17 protein-coding genes are annotated in these 21,840 nt (G+C 43.2%); 10 read left to right on the plus strand and 7 right to left on the minus strand.

Annotation, left to right across the window (positions count from 1 at the left end; genetic code table 11):
• Window position 1 precedes the first annotated feature (1 nt).
• Together GGD38_RS35285 and asnB are read left to right on the plus strand one after the other, a co-directional pair.
• Window positions 2-640 (plus strand): DUF2911 domain-containing protein, encoded by a 639-nt coding sequence (locus GGD38_RS35285; protein ID WP_375297737.1) that lies wholly within the window; start codon window positions 2-4, stop codon window positions 638-640.
• A gap of 75 nt (window positions 641-715) precedes the next feature.
• Window positions 716-2,557, plus strand: coding sequence for an asparagine synthase (glutamine-hydrolyzing) (asnB, locus tag GGD38_RS35290; protein WP_375297736.1), 1,842 nt, complete (start codon window positions 716-718; stop codon window positions 2,555-2,557).
• Window positions 2,558-2,694: 137 nt separating this feature from the next.
• Here asnB and GGD38_RS35295 read toward each other — a convergent pair whose 3' ends face one another.
• The gene (locus tag GGD38_RS35295; protein WP_375297735.1) at window positions 2,695-3,135 is read right to left on the minus strand and encodes a hypothetical protein; all 441 of its coding nucleotides are present in this window, start codon (window positions 3,133-3,135) and stop codon (window positions 2,695-2,697) included.
• Between the two features lie 313 nt (window positions 3,136-3,448).
• On the opposite strand from GGD38_RS35295, the gene GGD38_RS35300 reads away from it, so the two are divergent.
• On the plus strand, window positions 3,449-4,588 hold the full coding sequence (locus tag GGD38_RS35300) for a cystathionine gamma-synthase (protein WP_375297734.1): 1,140 nt from the start codon (window positions 3,449-3,451) through the stop codon (window positions 4,586-4,588).
• A 12-nt stretch (window positions 4,589-4,600) separates the two neighbouring features.
• Window positions 4,601-5,374 (plus strand): TIGR02757 family protein, encoded by a 774-nt coding sequence (locus GGD38_RS35305; RefSeq protein ID WP_375297733.1) that lies wholly within the window; start codon window positions 4,601-4,603, stop codon window positions 5,372-5,374.
• Here GGD38_RS35305 and GGD38_RS35310 read toward each other — a convergent pair whose 3' ends face one another.
• On the minus strand, window positions 5,375-8,092 hold the full coding sequence (locus tag GGD38_RS35310; RefSeq protein ID WP_375297732.1) for an outer membrane beta-barrel protein: 2,718 nt from the start codon (window positions 8,090-8,092) through the stop codon (window positions 5,375-5,377).
• A 204-nt stretch (window positions 8,093-8,296) separates the two neighbouring features.
• On the opposite strand from GGD38_RS35310, the gene GGD38_RS35315 reads away from it, so the two are divergent.
• Together GGD38_RS35315 and GGD38_RS35320 are read left to right on the plus strand one after the other, a co-directional pair.
• A complete protein-coding gene (locus GGD38_RS35315; RefSeq protein WP_375297731.1) occupies window positions 8,297-8,626 on the plus strand; it encodes a hypothetical protein in 330 nt (109 codons plus the stop codon).
• A 20-nt stretch (window positions 8,627-8,646) separates the two neighbouring features.
• Window positions 8,647-9,768, plus strand: coding sequence for a GNAT family N-acetyltransferase (locus tag GGD38_RS35320; RefSeq protein WP_375303957.1), 1,122 nt, complete (start codon window positions 8,647-8,649; stop codon window positions 9,766-9,768).
• A 153-nt stretch (window positions 9,769-9,921) separates the two neighbouring features.
• Here GGD38_RS35320 and GGD38_RS35325 read toward each other — a convergent pair whose 3' ends face one another.
• From GGD38_RS35325 to GGD38_RS35340, 4 genes are all read right to left on the minus strand, one after another.
• Window positions 9,922-10,578, minus strand: coding sequence for a sterol desaturase family protein (locus GGD38_RS35325; RefSeq protein WP_375297728.1), 657 nt, complete (start codon window positions 10,576-10,578; stop codon window positions 9,922-9,924).
• A 58-nt stretch (window positions 10,579-10,636) separates the two neighbouring features.
• The gene (locus GGD38_RS35330) at window positions 10,637-11,734 is read right to left on the minus strand and encodes a fatty acid desaturase family protein (protein ID WP_375297727.1); all 1,098 of its coding nucleotides are present in this window, start codon (window positions 11,732-11,734) and stop codon (window positions 10,637-10,639) included.
• Window positions 11,735-11,908: 174 nt separating this feature from the next.
• A complete protein-coding gene (locus GGD38_RS35335) occupies window positions 11,909-14,410 on the minus strand; it encodes a glycoside hydrolase family 9 protein (RefSeq protein WP_375297726.1) in 2,502 nt (833 codons plus the stop codon).
• Window positions 14,411-14,425: 15 nt separating this feature from the next.
• Window positions 14,426-15,673 (minus strand): serine hydrolase, encoded by a 1,248-nt coding sequence (locus tag GGD38_RS35340; protein WP_375297725.1) that lies wholly within the window; start codon window positions 15,671-15,673, stop codon window positions 14,426-14,428.
• 223 nt (window positions 15,674-15,896) lie between these two features.
• Here GGD38_RS35340 and GGD38_RS35345 point away from each other — a divergent pair, with 223 nt between their 5' ends.
• The 4 genes from GGD38_RS35345 to GGD38_RS35360 all read left to right on the plus strand — a co-directional run bounded on the left by GGD38_RS35345 (window position 15,897) and on the right by GGD38_RS35360 (window position 20,297).
• Entirely contained in the window at window positions 15,897-16,907 is a 1,011-nt protein-coding gene (locus tag GGD38_RS35345) for a fumarylacetoacetate hydrolase family protein (RefSeq protein ID WP_375297724.1), read from the plus strand.
• Between the two features lie 39 nt (window positions 16,908-16,946).
• Window positions 16,947-17,828 (plus strand): flavin reductase family protein, encoded by an 882-nt coding sequence (locus GGD38_RS35350; RefSeq protein WP_375297723.1) that lies wholly within the window; start codon window positions 16,947-16,949, stop codon window positions 17,826-17,828.
• Window positions 17,829-17,996: 168 nt separating this feature from the next.
• On the plus strand, window positions 17,997-19,538 hold the full coding sequence (gene lysS, locus GGD38_RS35355; protein ID WP_375297722.1) for a lysine--tRNA ligase: 1,542 nt from the start codon (window positions 17,997-17,999) through the stop codon (window positions 19,536-19,538).
• 93 nt (window positions 19,539-19,631) lie between these two features.
• Window positions 19,632-20,297: a T9SS type A sorting domain-containing protein gene (locus tag GGD38_RS35360; RefSeq protein WP_375297721.1), complete on the plus strand. Its 666-nt coding sequence runs from the start codon at window positions 19,632-19,634 to the stop codon at window positions 20,295-20,297.
• Between the two features lie 71 nt (window positions 20,298-20,368).
• On the opposite strand, the gene GGD38_RS35365 is transcribed toward GGD38_RS35360, so the two are convergent.
• On the minus strand, window positions 20,369-21,190 hold the full coding sequence (locus tag GGD38_RS35365) for an SDR family oxidoreductase (RefSeq protein ID WP_375297720.1): 822 nt from the start codon (window positions 21,188-21,190) through the stop codon (window positions 20,369-20,371).
• Window positions 21,191-21,840: the final 650 nt, after the last annotated feature.

Below are 21,840 nucleotides of genomic sequence, written 5' to 3' on the forward strand. Positions count from 1 at the left end.
CATGTACCAAACCAGGCACTTTATTAAGTTTAGCTGTATTGTATTGACTTTGGCTTTTTTATCAGCGTGCGACGATCATACTTCCACAGGCAGTAATTCGGTAACTATCAATCCAACAGTTACCAACCAACCTGTTGAAAAAGATATACAGCCAGGGCTTGATAAATCACCTATGGATATGTGCTACTATCCAATTGATTACCCCAAGCTGAAAATGGCTGGCAATGTTTCTGAACCGCTTATTGCCCGCCTTATTTACAGCAGGCCACAAAAGAACAACCGTGTAATTTTTGGCGACCTTATAAAATATGGTTCAGCATGGCGCCTGGGCGCCAATGAGGCCACAGAAATTGAGTTTTTTAAAGATGTGAACATCACCGGCAAAAAAGTACAAAAAGGCCGTTATGTAGTTTATTGCGTTCCTCAACCAGATGTTTGGACGGTGGTGCTCAACAGCGATCTGTATGTATGGGGCCTCAAGATAGATTCTACAAAAGATGAATATAAATTCAGCATTCCCGTTGCTAAAACACGCTTCCCATACGAGCTGTTTACCATGGAGTTTGAAAAAGCCGACAAAGGCATGCAACTGAATATGGAATGGGATAGCCTGAAAGCCAGCTTGCCTATTACATGGTAAATGGTAAGTAGCTTGTAGCTGGTGGGAAATAGCCATTTACTACTAGCTACTCGCTTTTTTCCTTATCTTGTCATCATGTGTGGTATAGCAGGCATTATAACCAGTAACGCTGATCAATTATCCGTTCATAACCTACAAAAAATGACCGGTGTACTGGCTCATCGCGGACCCGATGGCGAAGCACACTGGATCAATAAAAACCACACCGCCGGCTTCGGCCACCGCCGCCTGGCCATAATTGACCTTAGCCCCACAGGCGCACAACCCATGCACTACCTTAACCGGTACACCATCATTCACAATGGGGAGATCTACAATTTCCTTGAAATAAAAGAAACGCTACAGCAAAAAGGCTACGCTTTTAGCAGCACATCAGATACCGAGGTAATAATGGCGGCTTATGATTGCTATAAAACCGATTGTCTTCAATACTTCGATGGTATGTTCGCCTTTGCCATTTGGGACGATCAGGAACAAACCCTGTTTGCCGCCCGCGATCGCTTTGGCGAAAAACCATTCTATTATTATTTCGACGGCGAGCAATTTATATTTGCCAGCGAAATGAAAGCCTTATGGGCCATTGGAATTGAAAAACAGTTCAACGAAAAAATGTTTTTCAATTACTTCACACTGGGCTATACCCAAAACCCGGCCAATGGCGAGGAAACTTTTTTTAATAGCATAAGTAAACTGCCGGCCCGCTCATTTATACTTTATCACTTTCCCAAACGACATATAACCCGTTCATTATACTGGAACATAGATGTTGATTTTGTTGATGAAACCATTACGGCGCAGCAGGCTACCAGTCAATTCAATCACCTGTTTCACCAATCGGTACAACGCAGGTTACGCAGCGATGTAGCCATAGGCACTTCGTTAAGCGGTGGGCTCGATAGCTCCTGTGTACTGGCCAGCATTCAAACCATGGCGCCGCGCCGGTATAAAACCTTTTCAGCCATCTTTCCCGGCTTTAAAAAAGATGAGTCGGCCTGGATAAAAAAAGTGACCGGCCATTTTGCTGCCGAAAATTATACGGTTCAACCAAATGCCGATCAGGTTATTCGTGACTTTGAAAAAATATGTTATCACCAGGAAGAGCCATTTCAATCGGCCAGCGTATTAGCACAGTATTATGTGTATGAAAGAGCACGGCAGGAAGGGGTACCCGTATTGCTCGATGGCCAGGGCGCCGATGAAATACTAGCCGGGTATCATAAATATTACCACTGGTACTGGCAACAACTGTTCAGAGAAAATAAAAGCATGCTGCAACATGAGCTCCAAAGCGCCCGTCAGTTGGGCATTGGAGAACCCTGGGGTTTAAAGAACAAACTGGCTGCTGCATTTCCAAACTATGCCAGCTGGTACCTGCGGCGCCAGCGTGCCCGCCAACAGCTTCGCGTACACGACCTCGATACTTCGTTTGTAAATGAATACGGTAAATCTTATTACGACATAGCCCACTTTGATGAACTGAACAATATTCTTTACTACAACACTTTTGTAAACGGGCTCGAAGAGTTATTGCGTTATGCCGACAGGAATTCTATGGCGCATGGCACAGAAGTGCGATTGCCGTTCCTGAACCATGAACTGGTAAAGCTATTGTTCTCCATTCCCGCCCATTATAAGATCAGGGATGGTTATACAAAATGGCTGCAACGAAAAGGTATGGAAAACGAATTGCCCGAAGGCCTTGCCTGGCGAACCGATAAAGTTGGGTTTGAACCGCCCCAACAACAATGGATGAACAACCAAAAACTACAGGAATTCATTCATGAATCAAAACGGGCACTGGTAAAACACGGCATGTTAAAAAAGCAGGCCCTGCATAAAAAAATTCAGCCGCAAGATGCTCATGCGGCTGATAATTATGACTGGCGTTACCTTGTTGCAGGGCAGTTATTGCGCTAACGTGAAACGTGAAAGGGCAATCGTAAAAAGACTCGCGACTATACTGAACTCACTAGCGGCAATCGTGAATCGGCAATCGGCAATAAAACCCGACTCGCGAGGTTTGTATTCCTTGTTAACTTGTTAACTCGTCAACTTTATACCTTCCTATACTTCTCAGTTTGCTGGCTGTTGCCATCAACATCTACTTTCAAAGTATACCAGTGTGTGTTATCTTCTAACTTAATATAGTAGGCAATAGTACCATTGAAAGTTATCTCAGTAACACCGAACAATTTCTTTTTGGGATTTTCTTTAGTGATCTTGTTCAGGATATTGAGCGGAAGTAATTGAGGCGCATAATAACGAAGGGCGCTCATCATATTACCTTCCTTGTCATAGTTTACTTTTGATCTTACTCCCCCGTTTAAAAAACTAACGGAAAAATAGTTTGGAAATTCTTCCCATTTAACGTCCTGCGCAGTGCTGAATGTTTCATTGAAAGACTTTAACACCTTTTCATTTGGATCGAAAGGACCGAATGCATAAGCTCCTGCTGTAACCAGAGCTGCGAACATGATGGCTATCACTTTTTTCATGGCTGACTTTTTAAATACGTGAATGATGAACCAAAAGTATATTGAATAGAAGCTGAAGTCAAGACAATTGGTACCGGCGGGGGCGTCATGACAAGAACTACGAACATTTTCGCACATTTCGCCATGATAAGTATCAGTATTGATTCCATAAAAGGTAATGCCAGTAACGGTTTGCAGAATGTTTCACTTAATTTCAAGTCTAAGGTTAAGCCTTTGTTAAACTGGAAATAAGGAATTAGGGCAAATGACACTTATTATTTCCGCATCTTTGTATCTTATCAAAGGCCATACATTAATCAAACAAAAACTACAGATGAAAGCAGGAACAAAATGTATACATGCCGGTACCGAACCTGATCCTTCAACCGGGGCTATAATGACGCCTATTTACCAAACCAGCACCTTTGTACAGGAAGCACCTGGAAAGAACAAAGGGTTTGAATATGCCCGTTCACAAAACCCTACCCGTTTTGCGTTGGAAGAAGCCCTGGCAGTTATTGAGAATGGAAAATACGGACTGGCATTCAGCAGCGGCGTTGCAGCCACCGATGCGGTAATAAAATTGTTACAACCGGGCGATGAAGTAATTGCAGCCAACGATATGTATGGCGGCACTTACCGGTTATTCACCAAGATCTTCGAAAAGTTCGGCATTCGATTTCACTACGTGAACATGCAGCAACCCGAAAACATAAAGCCATATATTAATAAGAACACGAAGCTTATCTGGACCGAAACGCCCACCAACCCGCTCATCAACATTGTTGATATTGCAGCGGTTGCGGCCATTGCCAAAGGCAATAACATTTTGCTTTGTGTGGATAACACCTTTGCTTCGCCCTACCTGCAAAACCCGCTCAACCTGGGTGCAGATATCGTAATGCACTCCGCCACCAAATACCTGGGCGGCCATAGCGATGTAATTCAGGGCGCGCTTGTTATGAACGACCAGGCCCTGCGCGACCAGTTGTACTTTATTCAAAAAAGCTGTGGCGCAGTACCTGGCCCCATGGATTGCTTTTTGGTATTACGCGGTATTAAAACCCTGCATATCCGTATGCAACGCCATTGCGAGAATGGTGAAATAGTAGCCAACTTCTTACGCAATCATCCTAAAGTAGGACATGTTTACTGGTGTGGCTTTAACGACCATTCCGGCTATGCCGTGGCTAAAAAACAAATGCGCGGCTTTGGCGGTATGCTTAGCTTTACCCTTAAAGACGATAGTGTTGAAACAGCCATGAAGTTGCTATCGTCAACCAAAGTGTTTGCGCTTGCCGAAAGCCTTGGCGGAGTTGAATCGCTTATCAATCACCCGGCAACCATGACGCATGCTTCTATTCCGCGTGAAGAACGTATTAAGAATGGCCTCAGTGATTCACTCATCAGGCTTAGCGTAGGTATTGAAGATGCCGAAGATCTTACTGATGACCTTAAAAATGCAATTGGATAATAACTTACAACAATGAAACAACCATCTTTAAAAGATTTTTTGAACCGCAAAACGGAGGAGTATAACCAACCTTCGTTCATTAAAGATGACCCTGTTTCAATACCGCATTTATTTAAAAAACTACAAGACATTGAAATAGCAGGATTTTTTGCCGCTGTGTTTGCCTGGGGCAATCGCACAACGATCATCAAAAAATCGCACGAGCTGATGCAGGCGATGGATATGGCGCCGCATCAGTTCGTTCTGCAACATGCCGATAATGACCTAAAAAAGCTCTTATCATTCAAACACCGCACATTCAACACCACCGACCTGTTGTATTTTATTGAGTTCTTTAAATTCCATTATACAAAACACAACAGTCTTGAAACGGCTTTTACACTTGGCATGAATCCCAAAGATGCCACCATTGAAAATGGGTTGGCCCGCTTTCATCATTATTTTTTTTCGCTTGAAGATGTGCCAAACCGCACCCGCAAACACATTGCAACGCCCGAAAAAAATTCAACATGTAAAAGATTGAACATGTATTTACGTTGGATGGTGCGTAATGATAAAGCCGGTGTTGACTTTGGCATTTGGAAAAACATTTCACCCGCACAACTTATTTGCCCCATCGATTTGCATGTTGCCCGCGTTGCCAAACGTTTTAACCTGCTACCCCGTAAACAAATTGACTGGCAGGCAGCAGTAGAGCTAACGGAATGCCTGCGCAAACTGGATCCCAACGATCCGGTTAAATATGATTTCGCATTGTTTGGACTTGGGGTTATGGAGAAGTTCTAATTATTTCTTACCAGTAAACTTCCTTAGATTATAAATAAAGCTCAGCAGAAAATATTGCTGTAGCACCTCAGTTTGGCGGTCCTCAATAAAGTTTTGCGTAACGGTACGTGAAACCCCCACGTTCTGCCTTAATATATCGTATACAGCCAGTCGCAATATACCCTGCTGATTCTTGAACATCAGGCAATTTACTGCAGCGCTCCACATGGTAACACTCTTATTAAAACCAGGCGCTATCTGGCTGTTATAACTGTATTGCAGGTTGTTTTCAAGTATCAGCCATTTGGGGCTGTTCCAAAACGCACTTACCGATAATGTTTTGGTATTGAACGCCACATCCTGTAGCGACTCAGATGAATATTGTGTTTTGTTATAGCGAATATTAAAGGAGGGCATAACACTCAGCAACTGTTTGTAAGTAAAGTTCAACCCAACAGATTGCGAAACGCTTATTGAGTTGGATGCTAAAGCCACTTTATTGGTAAAGGTATTGTTGCGGTTATAATAACCATTGGCGCCCAGGTTCATTCGCAACATTACATCCCTTTTTTTAAAAGTTTGGCTAAACTGCAGATTGCCCGATGTGCTAAAATTCCCATTTATATTCACAGGCTGACTAAACTGTTTACCTACATCATCGAACCAGGTTTGATAAATGATCTGGTCTTGTGTGGTATTATAGGTAAGCCCGGCAAACCAGTAACTATTACCTTTCGATTCCCGCACCTGCAAGTTGATATTATGATAAAAAGAAGGTTTCAGATCGGGATTGCCCAGGTTCACGTATAATGGATTGCTGTTATCGGGCACTGGCTGCAACTGTTGTATAGTAGGCTGTTGGTTACGGCCATTATAATAAATTGACAAATTACCTGTTTTACTAAAATTATAACCAAGGTTAGCCGAAGGCGTTATATTGATATATTGCTGCTGCAACAGATCACCATTGGTTATTGTAAGATTGTCTTGTTTCATAAATTGCACACCCGAGCCAATAGCAGCCCGGTATTTGTTTTTATTGAACGACAAGCTTACATCGGGTGTTTGTGTTTCGTTGATATTGCGAAAGGCATTGGTAAATGCGGTATCTTCCAGGTCATACTTATCAGTGATCGCATTGTACCGGTTGGTGATCTTGTCGGAATAATTCAGGTTACGGGTATAGTTATACCTGATTATCGCACTAAGGTATTGGGTTAACGGCTCGGCCCAGGAAGCTGTTACCGATACAACCTTGTTATTATTTTTTTGATTGCTGCGTTGATTTACCACATCGATACTATCAACCGCGCCATTCTTATAAAAATCATTCTGACCCAAATTATCGCTTATCGACGACTGATCGGTATAGTTATAATTCAACCCAATGGTAAAGCCCCGCCCCTGTTTTTTAAACCGGCGGCTAAAAAAGAGCTCCGTACTTATGTTCTTACCGTCTCCATTAGTAGTAAAGTTATTTTCGCTGGTATTTATTTTACCGCCGGTTGTGGTTAATGAAATGGCCTTTTTAATATTTACATTGTCGCTTTTATTGGTGTTCACATTTGAGTTGATGTGCAGTTCGGTCAGCGTGTCGATAGTATAACTGGCATTAAGTGTTAACCGGTGGCCGCTATATTCATTAATGCTGTTATTATCGGAATTATAAAAGAAAATGCTGTCGGGCAATCTATTCTCACGTTGGCTTTTTGATACATTATCAGTGTGGGCATTGTTATAAAAATAGCTGCCGTTCAATTTTATTTGCCGGCCAATATTATCGCTGAAGTTCAGGCCACCCGAAGCGGCTCGGGTAAGTCCACCACCGCCGCCATCGAGGGTGCTTCTGCTGTTAGCAATACTGAAGTCGCCACCCGCAACACTACCACGGTTTGTATTGCTGGCATTACCGATAATACTGAACTGTTTGGCGCCATTAAAAAAATTGATCATGCCCGAGCCTTCATACCGTTCATTGGTACCATAACCGGCGCTCACCCTGCCAAACCAGCCTTTTTGTACTTCCTTTCGCAGCGTAAGGTTAATGGCCAGGTCTTCGTTACCATTGGAGGTTTTATTAAAGCGCTGTTCACGGGTTTTATTATCTACCACCTGCAGTTTATCAATGATGTCTTTTGGCAGGTTCTTAAGCGCAATTTTAGGGTCGCCGCCAAAAAACTCGCGCCCGTCAACCATTATCTTCGATATCTTTTTACCATTGATAGTTACGTTTCCGTCTTTATCAACATCAACACCCGGCAGCTGTTTTAACAGGTCTTCAACCATGGCATTGGGCATGGTCTTAAAAGAAGTAACGTTAAACTCAAGGGTATCGGGTTTTACTGTTACGGGTGGCCGAAGAGCCGTAACGGTAACAGCTTTTAGTTCGTTAAAGGCTTTTACAAGCAAAATTGTATCGAGCCTTAGCTCTTTAGTATCTGCCGGCAGTTTAAGCGATTTTGAATACTCATCGTATCCTTTGCTGGTTATAACAATTCTGCATTCGGTATTTAACGGTATATCGGTTATAGTAAAATCACCTTTACGGGAGGTAATGGCATAATTTACAAGAGAAGAATCTTTGGAAAGAAAAACGGTGACCGAAGTAGATTCGAGCGTACGGCGGCTTAATGAATCGATAACCGTACCTTTGATGGCCCCATAACGGGGTCGTTGCGCCTGTACAGCGGTACTAATAAACAATAAAAAGCATACAATTATCCCAGCACTCCAACGCATATCGTGAGAATAAGGTTAAAATGTTACATGAAGTGAGGGTCAATGAATGCTTAGGGACAGGCCATTCGCTCCTGGCGCATCCCTTTTGTAAAAATACTTAATTGGTGCCACATGAAATGAGCCGGTGACAAATTTCTGGGGCCGGTACAAAAGCAAATTGCGTTGAATATTTTTTTTATGTAAAATGAATTTATTTTCACCTGTATGCAAATGCCTGAAGAAAATATACCCCTTATACAACAGGAACTGAGCACCGATTTTAACCTTCCTGTCACAAATAATAAAAAGCAGCTAAGCGAAGCCCTGGCCGAAGGCATTAATTATTTGATTCAGACCGATTTTGCACGTCTTATCAACATTCTTTACCGCATCGATATTTCTGAACAAACCCTTAAACAAACCCTGGAACAACAAGCAGATCAGGATGCCGGGCTGCTGATTGCCGAGCTCATCCTTGAACGGCAACTACAAAAACAAAAAATGCGGGCCCAATTCAAACCCCAGCAAAACATTCCGGATGACGATAAATGGTGAATAATTCCTAAGTTCGCTCCATGAACCTGACAGAGGTAGCTACATTAAAGCAGGCTCGTGATTTTATTGACCTGCCCAAGAGATTATACAAAGATGATCCGCACTGGATTTGCCCGTTGGACAGTGATGTGGAAGCAATTTTCGACCCTTCCCGCAATGTTTTTTTTTCGCACGGTATTTTAACCCGTTGGTTACTAGCCGATAAAACCGGCCAGTACATTGGGCGTATTGCCGCCTTTATAAATTACGAAAAATCGCATAAGAACCCGCAGCCAACCGGCGGCGTGGGCTTTTTTGAGTGTATTCACGATGAAAAAGCTGCCTTTCTTTTACTCGATACCGCCAAAGCATGGCTAAAAAGTAAGGGCATGGAGGCTATGGACGGACCTATTAATTTTGGCGAAAATGACAAATATTGGGGCCTGCTGATCCATGGGTTCAAACCACCCAGCCTGGGAATGAACTACAACCCAACCTGGTATAAAGATATTTTTGAGGCGTATGGTTTTACGAAACTGTACGATCAGCTCACAAATTTTTTAGATGCTACTACCCCCCTGCCGGAAAGATTTACCAAAATCTCTGATTGGGTAATGAAAAAACCCGATTATTCCTTCCGGCACTTCGATAAATCGCAGTTCGACAAATATGCCGGCGATTTTCGTGAGATCTATAATGATGCCTGGAGCGATTTTGAGAACTTTACCCCCATTGAAATGGGCACCATTAAGGAAAGTTTCAGGCAAATGAAGGCCATTATGGATGAGAAGATCATTTGGTTTGCCTATTACAAAAACGAGCCTATTGCGGTGGTTTTATGCCTGCCCGATGTAAACCAGATACTGAAACATGTAAATGGCAAACTAAACCTGTGGGGTAAACTAAAATTCTTCTGGTATTCAAAAACCACCAGGGTCGACCGCTTACGCATCATCATTATGGGCTGTAAGAAAAAGTTCCAGAACCATGGAATTGAATCGGCACTTATTCGCTGTTTACAACAGGAAGTATTACCTCGTAATACCATTAAAGGCGTTGAACTGGCATGGGTGGGCGATTTTAACGATAAAATGTTAGCCATTCACGAAGCCACCGGCGCCACGCAAGACAAAATACATAGAACCTATCGGTTAGTATTCTAAGACCTGTAAGGTCCATCATTTGAGATTGAGTAATTATTAGTTTGGATTGGACCTGACAGGTCTAATTGCCTTACCTAAATCCGACCTGTCAGGATCGCAACAACAGTCTGATTATTCAGGACCCAATGGCGAACCTTACAGGTCTTGGTATTCTTAATACATTAAGTCCTTTACTTTCTCTTTATCCTCTTTCTCTTTCTTCAAATCAAACATGGTCCCAAAAACCCTGTCCCAGAAAGTTGTGCTAACGCCATACCCTTTATTATCATCTTTATAATGATGCAGGTGATGGTTGCGCCAAAGCGGTTTCATCCATTTAAAAGGCGGGTTCCAGGCATGAATGGCAAAGTGCATACTGCCATATAATAAATAGCCAAGAATAAAGCCGGGGAAGAACATAAATACATTCTCACGCATTACCAGGTACATCAATGAAAAAATAGCCGAAGCCATTATAAGGCTGGGTACCGGGGGCAAAAATAACCGTTCCTTATCGCGGGGATAATGGTGGTGATTGCCATGCATGGTATATACAAACTTTTGAACCTTTGGGTTTTCACTAACCCAATGATATAAAAAACGGTGAGCTATATACTCAAAGAAGGTCCAAAAAAACAGGGCGCCAATAAATGTAAGCGTAATACGCAAGCCCGAAAAGCCAAGCGTATTATTGCTATAGTATAACAGATAAATGATCACCGGCACGTACATACCCCAAATAACCAGCGGGTGCGTCTTAGTAAGCATCTCGAGGTATTGGTTCTGAAACAACCGTGCCTGTCCTTTGTTATGTATCTTCTCAAATTTCATAACCGTGTGATTGGTAGCAAAAATACAAAATTCATTTACTTACGCGCCTACTCCTTCCCTACATAGTTTCATCAAAAATATTTTCTGTTACCCCGTTCTCCTTTAATAACCGGTAATGTTTTCTTAAAGATACAGCCAGTGAGTACTGCCGGTAAGGCCAGTTGTACATTTTAGCATATTCCTTTAACAATTCGGTTACTTCGGGATAATATATATGATTTACATTAGGGAATAAATGATGCACCACATGGTAATTAAAACAGCCCATAAAAAACCGCACGAACCAGTTATCGTGCGTTACGTCGTTGGTTGTATACAACATATGCATCATCCAGTTATAGGGCAGGCTGTTCTCCTCATTGGGTAATGGAAACTCCGAGCTATCGTTTGCGTGCGGGCTCAACAAAACCATCAAAGAGAATAAGCTGGCCGTAAAAAGCATAAGCACAAACCCCGCAATTACCATTAACCACGATACATGCAACACAAACCAGGGCGCCACTATAAGATAGAAAAGAAAGAACGCCTTAAAGGCAAACAACTTAACGTACTCTATACGTGGTATTGTTATAAGCTTCCAGATGGTCCTCTTCTTATTAAAAAAGTCTTTAAAATCCCGTACCAGCAACCAGTTGAACAGGTATAACGGGTACAGCAATGGCAAATAAATATGTTGATAGCGGTGAATGTGTAATGCATTACCATTAGGGAAAATACGAGCCATGCCGCTCTGTTCAATATCGGTATCCCACCCGTTTACATTAGGATAATTATGATGAAACCTAATGTGACGCTGCCGCCAAACATAACTGTTGGCCCCCATTAGATCGAACAGGTGCACATAGTATTGATTTAGTTTTTTTCGGTTGAAAATGGAGCCGTGCACGGCATCATGAATGATATTCAAAAATATCATGACGAGTAAAACACCCAATAAGAAATATCCGGAATAAAAGATAAATGGATGTTCGCCGTAGGCCAGTATGGCCAAATAAACAAATAAATACAGGGCAGGGAACAACACTGCTTTTAGTAGTATACTCCCCCGTCGCTTAGATTGTAATTGCTGAACAAGGACGCTCACATCCTGACGCAATTGTTGAAAGATGACATCATCGCCACTTTTCGCATAGCGCGGTTTGGTTACCTTTTCCATCAGGTAATTCACTTTTAGAATAAAATCCTTTCTTGATTAAATACTTGCCGGGTACCTTGGGTAGTTGGAAAAGTAGGTGCAACTCTATATTAACCCTGATTTTAAATAAAGGTTCGGGCGGGGTTGAAGAAAATTTTTGATTAAAGCAGGAAGGGCAATATTTTCTACATTTTGCTACTTGCTTATCAGGTCGTTGATGGTGGTTAATACATATTTTCTTTCCTGTAAATACGAAATAAGCCTTTGCAGTTGACCCGAAGACCTGTCTGTGCGCGCCGGATGTGCACCAACATGAAATAATAAAATAAAGCCATTCAACCCGGCTGTATTACGTTGCTCATATGCCATAATTGAATCCAATATAGCAGTACTGCTTCTGTAATTCTTCATATCGGGTGTTGTATAATCTGCATTACTGTAAGTACCGGGAGTAAAATTCACTAACTGCACACCTTGTTGCTTCGTCCACACGGTAATGCTATCATTGAACCATTCATAAGGGGGTAAAAAGAACGGGGCCTGCTGTTTGGTTATACCATAGGCCTGCATGGCCTTATAGTTATTGGTCAGGTCCTGTACAAACTGCTCTTTGGTCACCAGCAAACTATCGCGTTTGCCCCAGTCGCAATACAACAAATGCGCATCAGAATGTGGCCCCAGATAATGACCCTGTTTTCTCAAAGTAACAATAGGAAGCTTATTCGCTTCATTACGGTAGAACCTGCCGGTAAAGAAAAAGGATGCTTTAACGTTCTTAATACGCAGGGCACGCTCAATCCCAGGCATATCATTGTTATACTCATCGCCGGTAAATACCAGGGCCAGTTTCTTTTGTTTGGTATCGCCCCTTATTATAGCACCATGATCGTAAGTATATGCAGCAGTTGTGCTCTTGAACATCTTTGATTGATCGTCCTCTTTGGCTGCCAGTAAATACACCAGCGAAGCCGTACCATCCATAGTAGGTTCATTGGTTGAGTAATCGCCATAATCATCATGGTATACTACCAGGTCGCTTTGAAAAGCCGCATATTCATCGGGCTCATTCAGTGTAATGCCAATAAGATTTTTATAAATAGTACCATACACGGGGCCATCAACCAAACCACCATCAATAGAATACTTTTTTAAGTGGGTGAAAGCCGAATGCGGGTCGGCAGGCGTATCGCCCCAGGAAGGCAACCCATAGACCATACTTGTTCCCCAGGGATTGCAGCCAAACAACCAATCGAAACAAGCTTGTTCCAGTTCGCTATATGTAGCATCACCCATTAGTTTTCGGTACCAGTAACACTGCGTAGCAAATGAAGTGGTTAAATTATTACTGCACCAAATAAATGGCACACCCCGGTAAAATGCATTGCGGTTTGCCTTCTGCCATACGCGCTCAATACCTTCTTTGTAATACCCCATTAATTCTTTTTGCTGCTGCCCGCGCAATTGTTTAGATAACTCATAATGCCCTATGTTTATAAAAGGATACCATTGGTAGTGGCGTGCGGTATCGGAACCAAGCCAGGGAGTAATTTCTTCCTGTTGCGAATACGTGTAGGCCGCTGTTATATGTTTTTTGTAGGCACCTTTCATGGCTGCAATGGATGCACCCGCAAGCTCCATATCATCCGTCCAGTTGTCTTCCTCATAAAAGTAGGGTGAACGCCCCGGTGCGGTTTGGCATACGCCTGGCTTTTCAACACCCAATGCCCAGGCCGATAATGCCCTGCTTTGAAGCAATGTATCTTTAAATAATACCGAGCCCAATGCAAATGCACTGGCAAATTTACCGGCGGTTGAAGCCAGCCCGGTTGAGCGGTTCTTGTATTTGGCAGAACCCTGTGGCGTAGGGGTGCAAAAGTAAACCGGACGCTCATACCCGCGGCCGTAAAAGCTATCTTCTTTGGGTATACGCATTCCCTGATGATCGCGGTCATCGGCAATTTGGTTAAACATCCAATTACTGCGGGGATGCATTTTTAATAACCAGTTCAATCCCCAATGGGCTTCATCCAATACATCGGCCCGGTTGTTCTTTCCGGGCAACCCATTTGCCTGGTGTGCATCATTAAACACTTTTGGAAAATCGCGGTAGGCAGCCAGCAAATGCCAGGTGGCGTTTGCTGAAGTGGTAACATATTGCAGGTAATCCGATGCATCGTGCCAGCCTCCGCTTGCATCTATGTGCGTACTATCGGGCATGGGGCCATACAAAGTATAACCATCATGGGTATGGCAACTATCATTCAAAAACGGATTAAACCCACTGCGTTGTTGACGCATATAACGCAAACAAAAATCGGCCCCGCCTTTATATACATCAGCGTCAATCCTAAACTCAGGTGATAATGCCGTGCCTGCTTTTATAAGATACCTGCCCGGAGTGGTAAAGGTTGAAAAATTTAACCTCGCAGTTTGCGTAAAGGGGCCATAGGCGCCAAAGGCTTTGCCGGCCTTTCCGGTATAAACCGTTTTTCCATTGGCAACATTTACTATACTAAAATCAGCGATCATGTTTTGTTCTTTACTGCACCATACCGCCACTTTGTTGCTGTTTGGTTTATACCCTAACAAATTTATGCGTATATAACTATTGGTTTGGGCATTAACAATTAAACTAACCACACTTAACAGTAAAACAATGATCACTGGCAAGCCAGCCTGCTTTTTATAATGATGCATAGTTGTAAACTCTTTTTAATTGCGGTAATCAAATTGAAAGGCGCTGAGATCGGGCGCATGTTTTCTTTTTCGTTTCAGCTCGTACTGGTAAATAATATTGCCCATTTCTTTAAAGAAGGGATAGCCCGTTTCAACATACTCGTATTTATCATCGTTCAGCACACCGTCACTATTCACATAAATATTACCGCTTACCATAAACTCAATCTTATTTTTAAAATCAACTATGTAGGCAACATCTGTAAGAAAACCATACGACCAGCCTGTTTTATTAAATACCCGTATGTTGGAAGGAATTTTACTTCGCCAGGCTTTGAACATAAAGAACTTGGTATAGCTGTCGAAAAACTCGGCGGTATCATAATGCGGATGATCGCTTTCAGAAGGCAGTTCGCTCATATACCTGTACAGGAATGCATAATCATCGGGCTGTAAATTAAATCGCTTCTGCTCTGGCACTGAATTGGGGAACAAAACTGCCTGCAGCACCTGCTGCATATCTTCCAACGGAAAATTGTTGTGGGTGGTAAAATCCATAGGCGCTTTTATCAAACTGTCGAAACGGTTGTAATGCGCCCGGCCTATGAATATTTTCTTTTGAAAATTGAATGGGTCAGCATTGTAGGCTGCCAATTGCCTGTACAACAAACTATCGCCCTGCATAAACCTGATTGGATTGGTATGGCGGTTCTCATCTTCATTCATGGTCACAAAACGGCGGGTAATACGGGTATCGTTATAACCCATTTGCCACATGCGTTCGTTCAACTGCTGCTGGCCAACAAATTCGTACAGGCGATTATAGGCATCATTATCGCTTACCAAAAAGATCTTTTTTACATACTGCGCTACAGAAGGCAAAAAGTTGGCCGCGCTGCTGTCGTGCTTCACCTTTGTTTGCCGGCTAAATGCACTATCGGTAAACATAGTGGTGAATTTATTAACGCCGTACTTGTTTAGGGTGTTCATTTTTTCCAGGGCCAATACAGCTGTTGGCAACTTAACCATCGATGCAGGGTTAAAGTACTCGTTACGGTTAACCCTGTAATAGTAATTGGTAAAATGGGGTTGATTATTTTTATCGCGATCGATCTTTGTATATATGAACTGGTAATGAAATGTATCGGGCTGATCCAGGATCTCATTCAGGAATGGTGAGGCCTGTTGCCTGATCATTTTTTCGAGCCATGCATCTGTTTTGCTTTGCGCCGAAGCAACATAGGTTGTTGCCAACAATGCCATTAAAAACACCCATTGTTTCATGGGCAAAAGTTACGTACAAAATGAGGAGCAGGATAATTTTTTACCACGCAGAATCCGGCAAGCTAAAAGCCGAAAGCCTAAAGCCAAAAGCGAAAACCAGCTTGTATTTGCTTTCAGCTTTCGGCTTATGGCTTTAAGCCGCACAACTATAAACAGGAAACCTTCCCTTACCAACATGTCAACTTTTAAATTACATTGCATGCTCTAAAAAATACTGCCATACATGAAACTTGTTTCTTATCTCAGCGAAGGTCACGACCGTGTAGCAATACTCGTTGACGGATTACTATATGATGCCGAAGTTTTACATCCCGATCTGCCTCAGAGTATGAGCATATTCCTCAGCTATTGGGAAGATGCTTATTCCATGGCGCTGGGTGGCGAAATGATGATAAAGGAAGGAAAGATCCCTAAAAGCAAGGGCTTTGCGTACGATAGTGCAACTATTTTGGCCCCTGTTCCATTCCCTACAAGCTGCCGCGATGGCTATGCTTTTCGCCAGCACGTAGAAGCGGCCCGCCGTAACCGCAAGGCGCCCATGATCCCTGAGTTTGATCAATACCCCATTTTCTATTTTACCAATCACCATAGCATACAGGGCCCCGGCAATATACAATGCATGCCCGATCATTTTGAGAAGCTCGATTTTGAACTGGAAGTAGCCATTGTAGTATGTAAACATGGCCGTAACATAAGGGCCGAAGAAGCCGATGAATATATTGGTGGTTTAATGATCATGAACGATATGAGCGCCCGTCGCCTGCAAATGGAAGAAATGTTGCTGAACCTGGGGCCCGCCAAAGGAAAAGATTTTTCTACCGTTATTGGCCCCTGGCTGGTAACCTTAGATGAGTTGGAACAATTTGAAGTACCAGCCCAGCCCGGCCATACAGGTAAAAACTACAACCTGCGTATGCAATGCCGCGTAAATGGCAAACAGGTGAGCGATGGCAATATGAAAGATATGAACTGGACCTTTGCCGAGATCATCGAGCGCGCCTCCTATGGCGTTGATCTTTACCCCGGCGATGTTATTGGCAGTGGTACCGTAGGCACCGGTTGCTTTTTAGAACTGAATGGAACCGGCAAACTAAACTATCCCGACTATCAGGAGCAATGGCTGCAACCCGGCGATGTGGTTGAACTGGAAGTGGATGGACTGGGCACACTCAGCAATACCATTATTCAGGAGGAGGATGATTTTTCACTGCTGGCCCGGAAAAAATCGGTTTAAGCACATTAGCCCATTATCTAATTAGCATATTAGTTTTCTATGATCTTAGACCTGAAAGAACTGGCGCCGGCGCTGCGGCAAAATTATTTGCAACACGCTATTGCACCACGGCCCGTTTGTTTTGCAAGCACTGTTGATAGAGCCGGCAAGGTGAACCTTAGCCCATTCAGCTTTTTCAATCTGTTCTCATCGAACCCGCCCATAGTAATATTTTCACCCGCACGCCGGGTACGCGATAATACCACCAAGCACACTTTAGAAAATGTGCTGGAAGTGCCCGAAGTGGTGATCAATATTGTTGATTACGATATGGTGTACCAAACCAGTTTGGCCAGTTGTGAATTTCCCAAAGAGGTGAATGAATTTGCCAAGGCTGGTTTTACAGCCGAGCCAGCCACTCTGGTGCAGCCGCCCATGGTAAAAGAAAGCAAAATAAAATTAGAATGCCGGGTACAGGAGGTTAAACCCCTGGGTACCGAAGGCGGCGCCGGCAACCTGGTCATTTGCGAAATACTGCGTATGCATATTGCCGATGAATTGCTGAATGAGAACAAAATGATAGATCAGCGTAAAATTCATCATATTGCCCGGCTGGGGGGCGACTGGTATTGCAAGGTTGATGAAACAAATCTTTTTCAGGTAGAAAAACCCAATACCCAACTGGGCATTGGTATTGATGCACTGCCAGATCCCATCAGGAACAGCAAAATACTCACAGGCAATAACCTGGGTCAGCTGGGCAATGTGCATGAGCTGCCGGCCATCGATCCCTCGTTTGACGATCCCCAGCTTAAAAGCATTTTTCAATACTACTCGGTAAACCCGGCCGATATGGAAACCGAATTACATACGTATGCCAAAAAACTGCTGAACGAAGGCAAAGTACGGGAAGCGTGGCAGGTACTACTGGCGCTGGACTAAGGGTTTCAGGGGAAAACAGGCAACAATTTGTTTCATGGACTGCTTTGGTTTTCCCTGAAACCTGTACCCTGGAACTTGCAACCGGTACCAACCTGGTACCCGGCAACTGGTATCGCGGTTGTTTGTATCCTCCACAACAAGTACCTTTGCAGCCGCATTTGCAATTTTATGAGTACACAACATTTGTCAGAACAGGAGATCATTCGACGCGAGAAATTACAGGAATTACAAAAACTGGGTATCGATCCTTACCCTGCGCCTTTGTATCCTGTTAACATTACAGCAGCCTATATTAAGAAGCACTATAAGGGCGAAGAAAATAAAGCCGACTTTGCCAATGTATGCCTGGCGGGCCGCATCATGAGCATTCGTGATATGGGTAAGGCTTCTTTTGCCAAATTGCAGGATAGTACGGGCAATATACAGGTGTATATTAAGCGCGATGAAGTTTGCCCTGGTGAAGACAAGATGATGTACGATAAAGTGTGGAAACACCTTACCGATATGGGCGACATCATTGGCGTAAAAGGTTATGTTTTCACCACCAAAACCGGTGAAACCTCTGTACACGTTACCGAGTTCACCTTTCTTACCAAATCGTTGAAACCATTACCGGTTGTTAAGGTAAAAGACGGCGAAGCATTCGACGAAGTAACCGACCCCGAGTTCCGTTACCGCCAGCGTTATGCCGACCTCATCATTAACCCAACGGTAAAAGATACATTTACAAAACGCAGCAAGCTCATTAATACCATTCGCGATTTCTTAAATGAGCAGGGCGCATTGGAAGTTGATACCCCGGTATTGCAATCCATTCCCGGTGGTGCAGCTGCAAGGCCGTTCACCACGCACCACAATGCACTGGATGTGCCTTTTTACCTGCGTATAGCCAACGAGCTGTACCTGAAACGCCTTATTGTAGGCGGGTTCGACTGGGTATATGAATTCAGCCGCAACTTTCGTAACGAGGGTATGGACCGCACCCATAACCCTGAGTTTACCGTGTTGGAATGGTATACTGCCTACAAGGATTATTTCTGGATGATGGAGATCACCGAAACCCTGTTCGAAAAAATTGCCATTGCATTACATGGTACTACAACCCTTCAGGTAGGTGATAAAGAAATTAACTTTAAAGCGCCGTTCAAGCGCATTAGTATATACGATGCCATTAAAGAAAATACTGGCATCGATGTAAGCAATATGAATGAAGATGAGTTGCGCCAGGTGTGCAAACAACTGAACATTCATACCGAAGCCAGCATGGGTAAAGGAAAATTGATCGATGAACTGTTTGGCACAAAATGCGAAGGCCATTATGTGCAGCCTACTTTCATCATCGATTACCCCATTGAAATGAGCCCGCTTACCAAAAAACATCGCAGCAAACCCGGACTGGTTGAGCGTTTTGAGCTGATGGTAAATGGTAAGGAGATCGCTAATGCATACAGTGAGCTGAACGATCCTATTGATCAACGCGAGCGTTTTGAAGAACAGGCCGAATTGTTGAAACGTGGTGATGATGAAGCCATGTATATCGATAACGATTTCCTTCGCGCGCTTGAATATGGTATGCCGCCCACTTCGGGTATTGGTATTGGTATCGATCGCCTGGTTATGCTGATGACCAATCAGCCTTCTATTCAGGATGTATTGCTGTTCCCGCAAATGCGGCCCGAAAAAACAGCAGAAAAGCCAGAGCAGGGGTAATTCTACATAAACATAACTAATATATGTAAACCAAAGTAACCGCGTGTTACTTTGGTTTTTTATTGCGCCAACGTCAAGTCCCGCTCACGGACAATGAAACACCTCTACACCCTCTGCATCTTTGTACGCCTGCGTGCGGCTTCCGCTTCAGCAACCGATCCCGGTGAACAGGAAATTGCCATTGGAAATATTTCTTTCCAACGCGCTATAATATTACCGTTAACATTAAAGTCTTTTAATGGCGCATTAAGTAACAATTCGGTTAAACTAAACTGGGAGACATCGCAGGAAACAAACCTCGATAAATACATAGTTGAAAAAAGCACAGACGGCGTTAACTGGCAAACATTAACAACGGTTATGGCAGACAATGCCTACGAATACAATGCCGTTGACCTTAATGCAGGGCAGATAAATTACTATCGATTGAAACAGGTTGAACTAAATGGCAATTTCACTTATTCGCAAATGATACGAATTCGCAATGCGGAGAATGAAAAATTAGCCCTTAAGATCTATCCCAACCCGGTTATCAGCAACGCCAGTATAAATATCAATAGCGAAAGTAAACTGGCTGCACATATTAAAATATACAACCAGTTTGGAATGCAGTTACAACATTTGCAGCGCTCGCTGATTGTGGGATCAAATAATATTCCGGTGCAAGGCCTCAGTGCTTTACCTGCCGGCACTTATATCATTGTTGTTGAAGACGACAAACTCAACCGGATAGGCACAACCCGGTTCGTTAAACAATAACCTCCTCTCTTTTTTACAATAGCCATGACTTGTGCCTTTGGCTCCCGATGCATCGGGGGCCTTTTTATTTTTTATAAGAAAAGATCGGGCATTAGTTTTTGCCCGGGGTTTACGGCGTAATGCGTAAAATCAGTAATGCCCTGCTGTGACAGTATTTCTTCATCAATAAAGAAATTGCCTGTACATTCCGCAGCCGGGCGTTGCAAAATATGGTAAGCGGCATCGGCTACGATCTCTGGTTTGCGGCTGCGCTGCACCATCAAATCGCCCCCAACAATATTTTGAATGGCTGCAGTAGCAATAGTTGTTTTGGGCCAAAGAGCATTTACCCCAATACGGTGCGGTCGTAATTCTTCGGCCAGTCCCAGTACGATCATGCTCATTCCAAACTTACTAATGGTGTAAGCCAAAAAACGGCCAAACCATTCGGGGTTCAGGGTCAATGGTGGCGACAGGTTAAGGATATGCGCATTAGTACTCTTTTTTAACGCGGGTAAACACGCTCTGCTCATAAAAAAGGTGCCGCGTACATTTATATCATGCATCAGGTCCCACCGCTTAGGCTCCACTTGTTCGGTAGGTGATAAATTAATGGCGCTTGCATTATTGATAAGGATATCTATACCGCCAAATTGATCAACGGTTGTTTTTACTATTTGCTCAATGCTTTCTTCGAAACGAATATCGCCCTGTATAGGAAGAACCTTGCCTGCTCCTGCTTTTAAAATTTCTTCAGCTGCGGTATGAATGGTCCCTTCCAACTTAGGATGCGGCTCCGCTGTTTTTCCAACTATGGCAATATCGGCTCCTTCGGCTGCCAAACGTAAGGCAATCGCTTTTCCTATGCCACGTGAACCTCCTGTGATGAGTACTTTTCTTCCTTTGAACTGCATAGAATGACTGATTTTTTCTGGTGAATCAATTTGAATGCGCCTTTACAAGTTATTCTAATTCACCGTTAAACCGAAACTAAAAGTATAAGCCCATTCATACGCTCGTATAATTACGATTTAATGTGTAATTTCTGAAATATATAAATCAAGCGTTTGTTCGCTTGCAAACCTTAAATTTTAACAATATGTTTGTATACGTCAGATTGATCGATACAAGAACACCAATGTCCAAAAGAAAAACCTGATCCAACGATCCGGAAAAACCAACAAAAAATCCAGAAAAACCAAACCGGCCATCCAACCGGCGTAATCCAAGATCCGAGCAAAGACCAAAGTCCAAATGTTCATGTAAAACCAGTTCTGAATCATTCAATCGAGACATCCAAAAATCCAGGTCCGTAGAAACCAAGTCCATGTATCCTTTGAAATCGAAGTAAAATTTGTACCTCCTGATGAACCCTGTTCCTTCTTGGTAAGGTTTAGTACAAACTTTTTGAACAATCCCGGAGTTCTTCCCGGGATTGTTTCTTTATATACATACCCCCAAATAATTATAGGATCATGTTGAAAAATTGGGGGATTTAGGAGAAAGTATTTTTTTTGCAGCAAGATGAGTAAAGCACAAGGACAGGATACAGCAAAAGAATTGA

Origin of the sequence: Niastella sp. OAS944, assembly GCA_024809215.1 — a bacterium.
In the GTDB taxonomy this organism is placed as follows: domain Bacteria; phylum Bacteroidota; class Bacteroidia; order Chitinophagales; family Chitinophagaceae; genus Niastella.